This window comes from Paraburkholderia sp. UYCP14C (assembly GCF_004197395.1).
In the GTDB taxonomy this organism is placed as follows: Bacteria; Pseudomonadota; Gammaproteobacteria; order Burkholderiales; family Burkholderiaceae; genus Paraburkholderia.
Genome location: NZ_SELS01000004.1, coordinates 32,523 through 46,252, shown reverse-complemented (window position 1 = coordinate 46,252; position 13,730 = coordinate 32,523). Strand labels below are relative to the sequence as shown.

General features: G+C 59.9%; 12 protein-coding genes. 5 read left to right on the top strand and 7 right to left on the bottom strand.

Annotated features, from left to right (window positions below):
- Positions 1–26 precede the first annotated feature (26 nt).
- The 4 genes from EVC45_RS04620 to EVC45_RS04605 all read right to left on the bottom strand — a co-directional run bounded on the left by EVC45_RS04620 (position 27) and on the right by EVC45_RS04605 (position 4,388).
- Positions 27–440 (bottom strand): GtrA family protein, encoded by a 414-nt coding sequence (locus tag EVC45_RS04620; RefSeq protein ID WP_306770756.1) that lies wholly within the window; start codon positions 438–440, stop codon positions 27–29.
- On the bottom strand, positions 433–1,383 hold the full coding sequence (locus tag EVC45_RS04615; protein ID WP_129956857.1) for a glycosyltransferase family 2 protein: 951 nt from the start codon (positions 1,381–1,383) through the stop codon (positions 433–435). Before EVC45_RS04615 ends, EVC45_RS04620 begins: the two co-directional genes overlap by 8 nt.
- Before the next feature lie 182 nt (positions 1,384–1,565).
- Positions 1,566–1,913, bottom strand: coding sequence for a hypothetical protein (locus EVC45_RS04610; protein WP_129956856.1), 348 nt, complete (start codon positions 1,911–1,913; stop codon positions 1,566–1,568).
- 378 nt (positions 1,914–2,291) lie between these two features.
- Positions 2,292–4,388 carry a hypothetical protein gene (locus tag EVC45_RS04605; RefSeq protein WP_129956855.1) on the bottom strand — a complete coding sequence of 699 codons (2,097 nt, stop codon included), beginning with the start codon at positions 4,386–4,388 and terminating at the stop codon, positions 2,292–2,294.
- A 241-nt stretch (positions 4,389–4,629) separates the two neighbouring features.
- Here EVC45_RS04605 and EVC45_RS04600 point away from each other — a divergent pair, with 241 nt between their 5' ends.
- Positions 4,630–5,847 (top strand): glycosyltransferase family 2 protein, encoded by a 1,218-nt coding sequence (locus EVC45_RS04600; RefSeq protein WP_129956854.1) that lies wholly within the window; start codon positions 4,630–4,632, stop codon positions 5,845–5,847.
- 505 nt (positions 5,848–6,352) lie between these two features.
- Here the strand turns inward: EVC45_RS04600 and EVC45_RS04595 are convergent.
- The 3 genes from EVC45_RS04595 to EVC45_RS04585 form a co-directional block, all read right to left on the bottom strand.
- Positions 6,353–7,513, bottom strand: a complete 1,161-nt coding sequence (locus EVC45_RS04595; RefSeq protein ID WP_129956853.1) for a methyltransferase domain-containing protein — start codon at positions 7,511–7,513, stop codon at positions 6,353–6,355.
- A 77-nt stretch (positions 7,514–7,590) separates the two neighbouring features.
- A complete protein-coding gene (locus EVC45_RS04590; protein WP_129956852.1) occupies positions 7,591–8,664 on the bottom strand; it encodes a zinc-binding dehydrogenase in 1,074 nt (357 codons plus the stop codon).
- A gap of 42 nt (positions 8,665–8,706) precedes the next feature.
- Complete coding sequence (locus EVC45_RS04585) at positions 8,707–9,663, bottom strand: class I SAM-dependent methyltransferase (RefSeq protein WP_129956851.1); 957 nt, start codon at positions 9,661–9,663, stop codon at positions 8,707–8,709.
- A gap of 513 nt (positions 9,664–10,176) precedes the next feature.
- On the opposite strand from EVC45_RS04585, the gene EVC45_RS04580 reads away from it, so the two are divergent.
- From EVC45_RS04580 to EVC45_RS04565, 4 genes are read left to right on the top strand one after another with little or no spacing between them, the layout of a single operon-like run.
- Positions 10,177–11,166, top strand: coding sequence for a glycosyltransferase family 4 protein (locus tag EVC45_RS04580; RefSeq protein ID WP_129956850.1), 990 nt, complete (start codon positions 10,177–10,179; stop codon positions 11,164–11,166).
- Between the two features lie 49 nt (positions 11,167–11,215).
- Positions 11,216–12,226 (top strand): glycosyltransferase, encoded by a 1,011-nt coding sequence (locus EVC45_RS04575; RefSeq protein ID WP_248295033.1) that lies wholly within the window; start codon positions 11,216–11,218, stop codon positions 12,224–12,226.
- Positions 12,227–12,231: 5 nt separating this feature from the next.
- On the top strand, positions 12,232–12,822 hold the full coding sequence (locus tag EVC45_RS04570; protein ID WP_129956848.1) for a histidine phosphatase family protein: 591 nt from the start codon (positions 12,232–12,234) through the stop codon (positions 12,820–12,822).
- Positions 12,819–13,727: a hypothetical protein gene (locus EVC45_RS04565; protein WP_129956847.1), complete on the top strand. Its 909-nt coding sequence runs from the start codon at positions 12,819–12,821 to the stop codon at positions 13,725–13,727. The genes EVC45_RS04570 and EVC45_RS04565 overlap by 4 nt, the downstream gene beginning before the upstream one ends.
- Positions 13,728–13,730: the final 3 nt, after the last annotated feature.

Below are 13,730 nucleotides of genomic sequence, written 5' to 3'. Positions count from 1 at the left end.
GTGGGCGCGGCCGCGATCGCAGCGACTCACTTCGCTTCGTTTTTTGGCGCGGCTCGGAAGACCCACAGCTTCGCCGTCGCGAAGTTCACGAACATACCGGCGATGGAACCGGCCGCAACGGCCAGCAAAGGACTCGCCGGGCCGCGCGGCAGCAGATGCAAAGTGAGCACATAGGCGCCGTAGTTGCACGCGCCGCCAAGCGACATCGCGGCCAGATACTGACACCATTCGCGCCACAGCGATGTGCCCGCCGCCGCGGTGAACGTGATGCGCCGATTGATCTGCCACGTGACGAAGGCGGCACACAGGAACGAGATCAACCGTCCCACATACGGGCCGCAACCGAACGCCAGTGCCGCATAGAGCACGCCGGCATCGACGCCGAAGCCGACCGCGCCGGCGATCGCAAACCAGATGAATTCCCGGTGCAACTTAGCCACCGTGGCTCCGCGACTTCAGGGCAGGGATCGCGAGATAGGCGATGCGCTTCAGCTCGTTTCTGCCGCGCGTGACCGTATCGAGAACGATGCCGCAGATCAGCAGGATCGCACCGAGTAGCATCAGCACGGCGCTGAAAATGAAGGTTGGAATGCGCGGCACGAGGCCGGTTTCGAAATAGGTCGTGAAGACCGGGATGGCGAACGCGATCGACAGCAGCGTGCAGATCGCGAAGCCGGCCGTGAAAAACGCGAACGGCTTTTCCGACTTGAAGAGCTTCAGGATCATCATCAGGATTCTGAAGCCGTCGCGATACGTGTTGAGTTTGCTTTCCGAGCCTTCGGGACGCGACGAATAGCGTGTTTCGACTTCCGCCACCGGCATGCGCATACCGAGCGCGTGGACCGCCAGTTCGGTTTCGATCTCGAAGCCTTTGGAGTGCGCGGGGAAGGTCTTCGCATAACGGCGCGAGAACACGCGATAGCCCGACAACATGTCCTTGAAGGTCTTGCCGAAAATCGTCGCCGCGCATTGCGTGAGCAGCACGTTACCGAAGCGGTGGCCCAGCCGATATGCGGTTTGCTCGTCGCTCAGACGCGAGCCGACGACCATATCGAGTCTGTTTTCGATCAGCAGGTCGACGAGCATCGGGGCGGCCGCCGCATCGTAGGTTGCGTCGCCGTCGACCATGACGAATACGTCCGCGTCGACATCCGCGAACATGCGGCGCACGACGTTGCCCTTGCCTTGCAGCGGTACTGCAATGACCTCGGCACCGGCCGCGCGCGCGACCTCGGCCGTGTTGTCTTTCGAGTTATTGTCGAATACGACGATGTCCGCGGTGGGCAGGCTTTTGCGGAAGTCGCTGACGACGGTGCCGATCGCGGCCGCCTCGTTGTAGCAGGGAATGACGACGGCAATTCGAACAGCAGAGGTGTCAACCATATGCGATGAGGTCTTTTGCAGGTTGCGTCCTGTCGTGTGCGCAGGCCGCCTGTGAATGAAAGGCGCCGAAAGCTTGCGTCTTTTTCTGTAATTTTACCTGAAGCCGTAGGGCTTCCCGGCGGCACATCGTAAGCCGATGCCGCGCGACGCATGCGCGGCATCGGCAATCACGCCGCGTGCGGTCAGCGGACCTTGCCAGCGCGACAGCCGCGCACCAAGTCGAATCCGAACGCGAGGCCGCCGAACAGAAGCGCCAGGTACGCCCACTTCATATGCATCGGCAAGAAGCGGAACTGGATGTCGGAGCTGCCGGCGGGCAATTCGATTTGCTGGAAGACTTCGGCGTTGCGTGCAATCGGCGTGTCGTTGCCGTTCACCGTGGCGCGCCAGCCCGGCATGAACAGTTCGAGACGCGACAGCTTCGACGGCGCATCGCATTGCACGTGAGCCGCGTCGCGATCCTTCGGCGTGACCGTACAGCCGGGCGCATCGAAGTAGGGCGCCGGCGCGGGCAGTTCGAAAATCCGCATGACCTCGTCGCGATAGACCTCCTTCAGGCCGGGAGTCGGCGCGCTTTGCAGATAAGCGCGCAGCTTCGCGAAATCGGGGCCGTCGATATTGTCGGCACGACCGCGTAGCGCACGCCGATGCGTTCGTAGGCTTCCATGTTCGCGATCAGGCTATCGGCCGCGGACGGCCCGTTCGGGTCGTGCCGCGTGACGCCGAAATTGGGTCCTGGTTGCTGCCGAGATGCGTGTTGAGGTAGCGGGTCCAGTCGGAAGGGGCGGGCAGATCGTTGTAATTGATCGACGCAATGCCGAAATACGAGCCGTGGGCGATAACCCGCTGCCTCGCTGGGTCAGGCCGGACTCACGATATACCTGACCCGAGACGCTGGACGAGCCGGTTTATCTATTCGGCGCTCGAAATCCCTTCAACGCCTGGAGTCCGACATAAATTCCAATTACCGTGAAAAGGAGAGCAAAAGGCAATGCCGGTGACGCGTAGAGCAAATTGACTGCGGGCATCGACGTGACCTCCAGGTAAGACAGCAATGCGATCCGGGTTCCTGTTGCAACGAGGCTTGCCGAGGCAAGCACGAACAGGGCCGCGGACTTGCCTTTCAGGAAGCCCGGTATTCCGAGCAGGAGGCCGATTGCTGCGATAACGCTGAGCACGGGGCCAGCAGTCAAATAAAGATGCTGGATGACGTGCGCAAGCTTCTCTTGGATGCGTTGCCTCGACTGGGAAACGGCACCGCTCTCGGTGATCGAATCGACCAGGACAGTCGCTTGGGGCGAGTCGATCAATTTGCCGGGTCGCAATGCTACCTTGGCAGAAAAGTCATCCTTTTGTACGACCAAGCTAGCTTCGCTCACAGGCGAAGAGAGGGCTGCGTCGAATCGCACGGCACTGAGCCCCGGCAATGCGGTTTCCACATCCGGCGCTTTGTCGAACCGGATCGTTGCGGTCTTGCCTTGTGCGTCCAGAATGCTGACATCTGGAGCGGCGCCGGGGCCGGCGGCCCAACCCGAGATCCACGTTACGGTGCTTTCGCTGGTCGGGGAACCAATGCCCACCATGTCCTGGAAATAAGCCATTTGAGAGTCTGATGCCTGGCTGGTCGGAGAGCCGAATTGGCCATCGCCCGATCGGAAAATTATTCGGAACAGGCCGGTCGACGCCTTGAGCGCATCGGGTAAGTAAGTCCAGCGGAATGGTGGTATTAGCGTCGCCCGGCGCGCCGTGCAGCTAATTTGATCAGCGTCGCAAGCCGAGTTGATCTCGTCAGCCAAGCGATCATAAAAACGAGAGGCATCCTGTGCGCTTTTGTGGTGGTCAGCTGCATTAGCGGCGTCTCTCAGCGCCCACATGAACCAGCCAGACAAAATTTCCGGGCAGGGACTCGTTTGTGTCTGAGAGCATCCTATCTGGCGCCAGCGTTCGCCGTTCGGACCGTCCAGCGACGGTTTCAACTCCCTGGCCGCAGCACTTACCTTGTAGGCCCGAAGACGTGCATCTTTCGGGAAAACGACAAAACGCTGCCAGTTATCGTGATGGATGCGGGCGAGCGCGCCATATGCTTTTAGGAAACTGCCTCCCTGGAATTCGGTCAGTTCGAAAGTCCCGTAGTGACGGAGATTAAGAACTCTTACGGTGCCGGTAACAAGCCCAAATCCGACAGTGGCAATTGCGATTGGGACTACCGCGCGGAACATCGCCAATCTGAAAAGCGAAGCCGTGCTGTTGGCAGCATTTGATACCCGCGAGGCGATTACGCCACGCAGGGAGGTCAGACAGATAACGGTAAAAATAGCGGGCAGTATCCAGACCCCTTCTTCACGCGTTAGCCAGAAGCAGCCGAGCACGAGACCGGCCGCAAACGCCCTTGACAGGCGGGCAGAAGAGGTGGGCCGCGTTGTTTCTACCGGGAACGCGGCCATCACGCTCAAGACCAAAACCGCGAGGGACAGTGACAGATAAATGGCTTCGCGGATGACGCGGGCCAGCGAAGGCGTCCAGAAGACCGGATTGAAGGCGAGAACCGCGAAAGTCAGTAACCCCCACAGGCGGTTTTCGCTTTTGCGTTCTACATATTTCGCTGTGAGCAGACACACCGCCAGATACAGAAAATGCTCCGCGATCTTGAGGGGCAAGCCAATCCATGCCGAAGCTGCAATGAAAAGCGGATAGAACATTCCCTTGATTAGTGTTAGCTTGTCGTAAGGTCCGAGCCATTGACCAGCAAAGAGATATTCTGCCTGTCGACGAAACAATTCGTCGTCGAATACCGCATTACCCAGAATCCATGCGGGAAAGGCCTGTTTAAGCCAGAGACTCAGGAGCGCAACAATGGTGTACAAGGCGGCGATCACGCGCACCGATCGTCTCGTGACATTGCGCTCTTCGGTTGAGCCGATGATTCTGGAATCGCGGTTGCGTGACCAAGAGGAAGCCGATAAATTTGCGTCGGCAATCGAACGACCGTCCTGAAGATCCTGCATTGTTCTATTAGTCCGTGGAATAGATGTGGCGTGGCGAGGGGCCGGTAGACGAATCATACCGGGACAGCCCAGCAGGTGCCGAACACTCGCGATTACATTAATCTTGCAGATTTGATCACGCTGCGCGGTACCACTTGGTGCAAAGGATTCGTGCCGTGACTATCTTGGGGCATAATGCACAATTCCTTACGTTCGGCCACGCTGGCGTCAGCGCGAAATCCGGACCTCATTTCCGTCTTCTATGAGTACAACCGCTTCCGAGTTTATCCCCAAGACCTTGACCGACATTTCGTCAATAGAACTGACTATCCTCATGCCGTGTCTGAATGAGGCCGAGACTGTCGAAACCTGCGTGACGAAGGCGATCTCCTTTTTGCGCTCGCGAAACATCAGCGGCGAGGTACTCATCGCAGACAACGGCTCGACAGACGGGTCCCAGCAGATCGCGACCTCCGCGGGCGCGCGTGTCGTAGCGATCAAGGACCGAGGATATGGAGCGGCACTCATCGGCGGTATCGAGGCTGCTCTTGGGCGTTACGTGATTATGGGCGACGCGGACGATTCGTATGATTTTTCGTCGCTTGACGCATTTGTCGACAAATTGCGATCCGGCACCCAAGTTGTAATGGGGAATCGCTTTCGAGGCGGTATCCAGCCCGGGGCGATGCCATTCCTGAATCGCTACCTTGGCAACCCAGTCCTGTCTTTCCTCGGGCGCGCATTTTTCAGGTCCGATATAGGCGACTTTCATTGTGGCCTGCGCGGGTTTGATCGGGCATCCATCCGTGAATTGCGCCTTTCCACGAAAGGTATGGAGTTTGCGAGCGAAATGGTCGTTAAGGCGTCGCTTGCAGGCCTGTCGATTGCGGAAGTGCCTACGACGCTGAGCAAGGACGGAAGAAACCGGCCGCCGCATCTGCGTCCATGGCGCGATGGATGGCGACATCTGCGTTTCCTGCTGTTGTTTGCGCCGCACAAGCTGTTTTTCGTGCCGGGATGCGTGCTTGGTGGTCTTGGCTTGCTGGGTTCTCTGCTTTTATTGACGGGCCAGATTCAGTTCGGCGCGGTTACGCTAGACACTAGTTCCCTGCTGTTTTCTGCAAGCATGGTCGTGATTGGTGTTCAATTGCTGCTTTTCTATTCGACAGCGCGGGCAATTGCGGATAGCTTGTTCGCCAGTATCAAGTCGGTTCGAAATCAGCATCATCTCGAACCACGTCTGATCTTCGGTGTGCTTCTGTTTCTAGTAGGCTTCGCTCTCGCGATCTGGGCGGTAGCATATTGGAGCGCGCGTGATTTTCACGGACTGGATCCGTCGAGAGTGTTGCGCATGACGATTCCTGCCGCGACCTTGATGGTCATTGCCTTGCAGATAATTTTTACTGCGTTTCTGCATTCCATGCTTCACATTACCGGTAAGTTCGATGAGCCGGCGGAAGCCGTTTCCAAGGCTCAGTGATAAAAAAGCAGAATGGAAAGTCAATCCCATCACACAGTATTTCCGTTTTGCGATCGTAGGCGGTGGTGTTGCCGTTTTTACGAGCGACGTTCGCGAATTGATCGAGTTGATACTGCCGGCTGGTGGGGCCACTTTTGACTCCAGCATCGCCTTGGCTTGGGCGTCGGGGACGATCGTTAGTTATCAGATTTAGCGCAAGGTGACGTTTGGAAACGAGGCAGCGCGCTTCGACAAGTTCGCGAAATTCTGTTTCGTTTCCGTCATTGCCGGCGGCTTCTGCGTTGTCGCGACGAACGGCGCAATTCGGGCGCTTACCACGCTCTTTTCCCAGCCGATCGTCGCGCATACGGTGGCATACGTGATTGGAAATCCACTCGCTTCGGTTTTGAGTTTTGGCCTTTACCGCACGCTGCTATTCGGCAAGTCCCGCGACCAGAAATAGCAGCTTCGGTTCTGCGGAACTTGCTGGTGTCGTACGTTCGATGCCGAACTTGCGCCGAAGTACTCAGCCGGCGCCAAGCATAGCTGCCGTTCGGATCCTAGTAGCTTCGGATGCCGGCCGCAATGCCCGGCCTTCCCGCCACCCATATTGCAGGTAATGCTGACCCGCATTCAACCCTGCCGCCGCCACATCCGTATTGACGGCGAGATATTCCTGTTCGTTGAAACTCGGCGGCAATTCGACCGCCACGTCCGGGTCCAGCTCGCTGGGCTGTCCGCTCACGCGCGGCGTGCTCTTGACGGCGTTCTGCTGGGCGCAGAGTTCCTCGAGTTTGCGGTGCGTCCGCCAGAATGGCACGGCGGGCGTCGAGTCGTTGGCCTCCCGTTCCATGCGCCGCCAGCTGTCGGCGACATATTCGCGATCGCGCGAGCGTCTCATCACGACGGAAAACTCGATATCGTTGTGCAGCGTGTCGTTGAAATCTTCACAAGCGAAATCGATCAGATCCATTTTGCATAGGTCGGCTATCAGTTTTGCAAACGAGCGCGGCGTGAAGACCCAGCAGTGAACATCGTGATAGGTGCCGTTTTCGAACGCGTCGCGTGCGATATGCATTGCGCCCTGCCACGAATGGAGCCGCTTGACCGAACGCGGGTCGATCCGCTTTTGCCATGCTTCCAGCGTCGAGATGTCGGCAGCGGACAGGCAGTGATCGAGCAGCGAGTAGGACTGAGGTACCCGGGCACGCGCGATATAGCTTGCCAGCACTTCGGGCAGCCGGCTTTCGCGCCGCAAATAGTCGAAGGTGAAGCGCCGGTCGGGCACGGCGAGCCGCACTTCGCCGGTTCGCTTGAGGACCGTGGCCAGTTCTCTTAGCCAAGTCACCAGATCGGGCACATGCTCGATGACATGAGAGGCCACCACGTAGTCGACATAGCGGCCATTGATCGCCTCGTGCAGCGTATTGCGCCCCCACACCGCGTCGACATCCACGATCTCGTTGACGTCGAGATTGGGATCGTCCTTGTACTTCTGCCGCAGATGGGACGTGTCCGTATGGTCAACGTAGACGATCTCACCGCCGTCGCTGCGTCGCACGAGAGGCCAGCAAAGCGGGCCTATTTCCACGCCGACGCTATCCTTCACGTTCAGTCCCTTGAGTAGACGGCGACGCCGCTGATCTCGAAAATCATCGATGCTTGGAGCATTGTCTTCCTTCGCCATGTTGCCTCCTCGTATTGGCCGGCACCGCTTTCAGTGATGACCGATGTTCACCGCATTGCGCGCGATCACTTACACGTTCAGGTCCGCATCTGCACCTTGATGGAGTCTGAGCCTTTGTCGCTGGCCAGACGGAAGGCCTCGTCGACGTCGTCGAGGCTCAGCTCGTGCGTGATCATGGCGCGCAACGTATCGCCCTTGCGCGCCAGCAGTTCGATTGCCAGCGCGAAGTCGTGTTGACCGTCGATGTAGCCGTAACAGTTCGGCAGGTGAATGGTCAGTTCCTTGATGTGCGGCTTGATGATTTCGATATTCCTGAAGCCGTGGTCGAAGGCACCCAGCACGCTCACGTGACCGAGCGGGCGCACGAACTGACAGGCGAAGTCGAACGTGTCGGCCGTGCCGCCTACGGCTTCGATCGCATAGTGCGCACCCAATCCGCCGGTTGCCTGTTCGACCATGGCGAGCGCTTCGGCGCGATCGGCCGGCAGGATCGCGGTGGCGCCGATCGCCAGCGCCGCGCGCGCCTGAGCCGCATGTCGTGCGACCACGTAGACTTTATCGCTGCCGGCGTCCAGCGCCGCGGCGAGTGCCGCGAGGCCGATCGTGCCCGCGCCGATCACGACGCCGACCGAGCCGCGCGCGATCGGCATCTTGCGACACCCGTGGATGCCGACCGCCACCGGCTCGACGATGGCGCCGAGCTGATCGTCGACGGCATCGGGCAGCGGGAACACACCCGATTCCTTGGTGCGCACGTATTCGGCAAAGCCGCCGCCGAACGGAAATTCGCGCGCGCGGCAGTGAATCGGCGTGCCGAGCTTGCAGTACTCGCATTTGCCGCATGCGGTGCCCATCACCATGTCGAGCGTGACGCGCTGGCCGACGCGCACGCTCGTCACGCCTTCGCCGATCTCGACCACGGTGCCGCTCAGTTCGTGGCCGTTCGGAAAGCTTTGGTGGACGTCGACGTTCCGGTAGGCGTGCAGATCGCTGCCGCAGATGCCGACGCTCGCCACCTTCACGATGACGGTGCCGGGCAGCAGTTCAGGCACCGGGATGCGGCCGACCTTCATTGCGCGCACGCCGTCCTGCAAGCCGGCTCGCATGGACGCGCCTTCGGCGCGATGCTCGAGCGCGTTCGTCGAAGTCATCTATGAATCTCCGCAAAAAGTGAAACGTTTGCGTCGCGGCGCCTAACGTGTCTTTCGAATCCAGAAGCTCGCGCCGGGATTGCGCATGAAGAGCGGCATCCGCGCGTTCATCAGATCAGCGTGAAAGTGTCCCATGAAGGTATTCATCAGGACAACTTCGAAAGCGCTGTTGTACTGGAGGAAGGCGCGCAACAGATAGGCTTCGTTCCACGCGCGACCTTCGTAGATCCACTGCGGCGGGTATTCGAGCGGCAGGAACACGTCGTGAAAGTGCACGTGCACGCCGGGCGCGAGGATCGGCAGTATCTCGAACACGATGCGGTTCACGTCGCTGCCGATCTTGCTCACGTGCGAGGAGTCGACGAACAGGATGTCGTTTGCTTCGAGCTCAGAGAATACCGACAGGTCGACGTCCTGCGCTAGCGATTTGACGATCTTTGACGTGACCTTGTCCTTCTCCGTCAGCAGCGACAGCAAGCGCTCGTTGTTCGGCTCGACGAAGGTGCACTGGATCTGGCCGTCGAAGAACAGGTCGTTGGTATCGAGCGAAACGGCGGATGAGAAGCCCGAGCCGATCTCGACGATGCGGCGCGGCCGCAGGTGGCGAATCATGCAGTACAGCGACGTCGCGTCTCCATACGAGAACATCACGTTCTCGAAGTAGAAGCGCAAACCGTCTTTCTTGTGCGGCTCGAACGGCATCTCGCCGTAGTACCTGTCGGCGAACTCGCCGACGAGCCGCACCTGCGCCTCTTCGTTGAACTCGATGCCGGGCAGCGTGCGCGAAACGTTGCCGAACAGGCGTGCTTCGTCTTGCTTGATATCGGCGATCGACGGGATCGGCGAATAGTAGTGGCCCGGAGGCACGTCGCCGAGATTCGAAAAGTGCGGAATGTTGACCTGAAGCGCGTCGCGATACTTGTCCCGTTCAGCGATCAGTTCTGCAATCTCGGGATGCTGTGCGGCAAGTGAATCGAGAACTTCGGGCGATGCCGACATCTTGTTTCTCCGCTTGAAGGAATTTGCAAAAAGCCATGACAGAAGCGCGGACCTGTAACGATATGCGGACTGGCTGGCGGCCCGGCGGTCACGGCTGGCCAGTCTATCGTACCGCCAGTATTCTGCACGCCCAATATTTCCTGATGTTCCGACATCAGCGAGCATTTACCGTTACTTACAAATTATTCGTCGGAGCAATCGGCACGGCCGCGAGCCCGAAGGTAGCGTGCTCTCCGCTTCCCGCGGATGGGGCGCGCGGGTTGCGATTGCGCGGCGCACAGGGCGGGGCGGCTGCCGTTTCCGTAAGCCACGTAAGGAGTTTCGAAAGCCTGGCGCAGAGTGCTCGCCGCGTCGCCGGGACGGCCGATTGCGTTACGATTTGGCGTAAAATCAAGCCCCTGCCGATAACGGTCGCGCCAGGTTCGCAACTGGCGCGAACGCGTGAATTCCGCACCGTCCGGCGGACGGCAGCAGCGCCCACGATACGGGACGATTCGGGACGGAGCCCGCAATATGCATTTTAAAATTCTCCTGACCACTCACAGTACCGCGTTCATGACGAGCGGTGGTGGCGAGTCGGAACTGGTGCAGGTCGCCGAACTTCTCAACGATTCGGACGTACAAGCCGACATTTACGGCATTCGCAGCCGGCCGCTACGCTTTTACGACGCGGTGATGCACTTCTCCGTCCATGCGGACGGCGAAGCGATCGTTCGCGAAACGGTGAATCAGGGCAAGAAGCTGTTCCTGTGGCCGAACGTCTGGTGGTTGAGCGCGCCCGACGCGGCGGAAATCAGCCGCATCGAGGCGTTCGTGCAGCGTGCCGAGCGGCTGCTCTTCAAGTCCTCGACCGAGCTCGCGCACTTCAACGCGTACATCACGGTCGATCCGGGCAAATGCGTGGTGGTGGGCTCCGGCATATCCGACCGGTTTCTGCTGCCCGCCGACAAGGATTTGCTGCCCACCGTTTGCGACGTCTCGGACTACGTGCTGTGCCTCGGCCTGATCGAGCCGATCAAGAATCAGCTCGAACTGATCCGCGCGCTGAACCAGCTCGACATGAACGGCCTGATGGTCGGCGGTTTCCGGGACGAGGAGTACTACCGGCAGTGCGTGCGCGAGGCGCGTCGCGGCATCCATTTCCTGCCGTTCATCCAGCCGTGCAGCGCGCTGTTGCGCTCGGCGCTCGCCAGCGCGCTGGTGGTGGCGGAGCCGAGCTTCGACCCGCCCGGGCGCTCGTGCCTCGAAGGCGCGTTCGTGAAGAAGCCGCTCGTCATGGTTGATGGGGATTGGCAGCGCGAGCACTTCGACGACAATGTCTGGTACGCGGCTTCTACCCGCGCGCCGGACATCGTTCCCGCCATTCAGGCAGCCCTGACCGACCCGGCCAGGGACAAAAAGATTGAAAGCAACTACGAACGCGTCTATGCACGGCACTCGTCGAGCACGGTAGCAGCAGACCTAATCAGAACCCTGATCGATGCCGGCCTCACAAATTACTAAGATTCCCCGACTGCTCGTCGTACAGCGGCGCTCCATGACCGATGGGCGAATGAATTCGCGCACCATCGGCGCGCGCTTTGCGCCTTTGCTTTCGTACATGCAGCGCCACCAGCTGATCGAGTGGGAGCAGATTTCGGAGGCGGACGTTGGCGTCAGCCATCTGCATCGCTTCGACGTCGTGCTGTTCAACAAGCACGTGTCGAACCTGTCGCTGAAGATCATGCGGATGGCGAACGAACTCGGCCTTCATACGATTTACGATCTCGACGACTGGCTGCTCGATCTGCCGTCGTGGAGCGTGCTCGAAATGAACGAGGACGTGCTCTACAACGTGCTCGCGATGATTCGCGAAGCGAGCGCGGCCACGGCGTCGAATCAGCTGTTGCAGGAGCGCATGCGCAAGGTGCGGCGCTCGGACGACGTGCTGATCATCCCGAACGGCTTCGACGATCAGGCGTTCGACCTGTCGCCGGAACTGTGGACCGAAGCGCAGCCGCCGAAGATCATCTTCTCCAATCTCGACGGCATCAAGCTCGTGAGCTTTCGCAAGGAGTTTTTCGGCACCTTGCGCAGCTTCCTCACGCGTCACGAAAACGTGTCGATCGACTTCTGGGGCGATCCGTTTCCGGAGCTCAACACGATTCCGCGCATGACGCATCGCGGCAGCCGCGGCAACCTCGAATACAAGAAGGCCATTCGCGACGAAGGCTACACGTTCGCGATCGTGCCGCTCGGCGCCGAAGAGGATCCCGAGACGCTGTTTTTCAACTCGTGCAAGTCGCCGATCAAATACGCTGACTACGGCAGCCTCGGCATCCCGAGCATCTATTCCGATTGCCCGACCTACCGCGAAAACGTGAAGCATCGCGAGACGGGCTACATTGCGTCGAACACGGCCGAGAGCTGGGCACGCGCGCTGGAGGACATGCTGGCCGATGCGCAACTGCGCCAGTCGATCCGCCGCAATGCCTATGCCGACGTGTTCGACCGTTTCAGCGTGCGACGCATCTCGTCGATGTTCCTGAAGGCTTTGCCCGCCCCCAAGCCCCAAAACAGCTAACACCTATGGATCTTCTTCTGATTCGCCATGGCCAATCGCACGCCAACGTGGCGGGCCTGTTGAATTCGACCGAGCAGGACGAGTTGACCGAACATGGCCTGCAGCAGGCCGCGAAGCTGCGCACGCTGATGCAAAGCCAGGGTTTCGCGCCCGAGCGCGTTTTTTCGAGCCCGTGGCGGCGCGCATTGCAGACCACTGAAGTGCTGTTCAAGGACAAGGGCGACTGGACCGTCGACGCCCGTCTCGGCGAAACCAATGCGGGGCGGTTCGCGACCTGGAAGGCCGAAGATTTTCGTCTGGCGTTTCCCGACTGGGGCAAACATCTGTCGGACCGTTACGAGGGCGGTGAGTCGCATCTCGAACTGGCCGCGCGTTCGGTGAACTGGCTCGAGGAGGAAGTGCTGCGCTACGCGGAGCAGCCGGGCCTGATCGCCGCCGTGTGTCACGCGGGACCGATCTCGGTGATCTCGCAATACCTGCTGAACGTGCCGTTGTCCCGCTTTCCCAACGTGCTGGTGCCGAATGCGTCGCTCACGCTGTTCCGGCGCAACGTGCATACCGGAAACTTCTATCTGCAGATCGCGGGGCTGTCATGAGTGCATCGATCAAGATTTTCGAGCCGCTTTACGCGCCGGGGCAGGTGCTGTCCGAACAGGCTTTTCATCCGCTCGAGATGCGCGACAACGCTCACGCCGCGTGGCGCGAGTTCTATATTCTGGTCGACATGTACCGCAAGGGCGTGCATCGGCAGCAGCAGATCACCGGCCTTTTCTCGCCAAAATTCGCGCTGAAGGCGCGCATAGACGGCAGCCGCTTTCTGGAGTTCGTGCAGGCCAATGCCGGCGCCGACGTCTGGATGATCAATCCGTTTCCGCAGCTCGCGTATTTCTCGTACACCGCGTGGATGCAGGGCGAGCATGCGCATCCGGGGCTCGTCGAGCGCAGCCAGCAACTGCTCGACGCCTGCGGCATCGCGTGGAATCTGCGTGAGGCGCCCCGTCAGTCGCCGCATACGCTGTGCTACTGCAATTTCTGGGTTGGTTCGGAGTCGTTCTGGGAGAACTACGTCGGCAAGGTGCTCGAGCCGATTGCCACGTTCCTCGAAACACAGAGCGGCACCGAAGCCGCGCGCGGCGTGCTGGAACCCACGGTCCACTCGGACGACGCACCGTTCCTGCCCTTCGTCGCCGAGCGTCTGTTCAGCACGTATCTGTCGCTGCATCCCGAACTGAAGGTGGCCGCTTATCCGATCGAAGGCGACCAGGTGCTCGAATATTGCGTCAGCGATTTCGAAAAAGACATCGTGCGCTACATGCAAAAACCGATCGACGCGGCGGACCGCGCGCCGGTCTTTCCGTCCGAGCAGATTGCGTTGATGGATTTGCTGTGCACGCTATCGCAGAAGTACGTGCGCGCGCATTTCTCGTTCACGCCGCATCCGCATACCGGGCAGCCGATCGACTTCGACAGGGCCGGCAAGCCGCCTGTGACGAACGAGTGACGC

Bases quoted from the DNA above. Each gene is read 5' to 3' on its own strand.
- EVC45_RS04615 (WP_129956857.1), bottom strand. From the start codon at position 1,383: ATGGTTGACACCTCTGCTGTTCGAATTGCCGTCGTCATTCCCTGCTAC.
- EVC45_RS04610 (WP_129956856.1), bottom strand. From the start codon at position 1,913: ATGCGGATTTTCGAACTGCCCGCGCCGGCGCCCTACTTCGATGCGCCC.
- EVC45_RS04605 (WP_129956855.1), bottom strand. From the start codon at position 4,388: ATGCAGGATCTTCAGGACGGTCGTTCGATTGCCGACGCAAATTTATCG.
- EVC45_RS04600 (WP_129956854.1), top strand. From the start codon at position 4,630: ATGAGTACAACCGCTTCCGAGTTTATCCCCAAGACCTTGACCGACATT.
- EVC45_RS04595 (WP_129956853.1), bottom strand. From the start codon at position 7,513: ATGGCGAAGGAAGACAATGCTCCAAGCATCGATGATTTTCGAGATCAG.
- EVC45_RS04590 (WP_129956852.1), bottom strand. From the start codon at position 8,664: ATGACTTCGACGAACGCGCTCGAGCATCGCGCCGAAGGCGCGTCCATG.
- EVC45_RS04585 (WP_129956851.1), bottom strand. From the start codon at position 9,663: ATGTCGGCATCGCCCGAAGTTCTCGATTCACTTGCCGCACAGCATCCC.
- EVC45_RS04580 (WP_129956850.1), top strand. From the start codon at position 10,177: ATGCATTTTAAAATTCTCCTGACCACTCACAGTACCGCGTTCATGACG.
- EVC45_RS04575 (WP_248295033.1), top strand. From the start codon at position 11,216: ATGAATTCGCGCACCATCGGCGCGCGCTTTGCGCCTTTGCTTTCGTAC.
- EVC45_RS04570 (WP_129956848.1), top strand. From the start codon at position 12,232: ATGGATCTTCTTCTGATTCGCCATGGCCAATCGCACGCCAACGTGGCG.
- EVC45_RS04565 (WP_129956847.1), top strand. From the start codon at position 12,819: ATGAGTGCATCGATCAAGATTTTCGAGCCGCTTTACGCGCCGGGGCAG.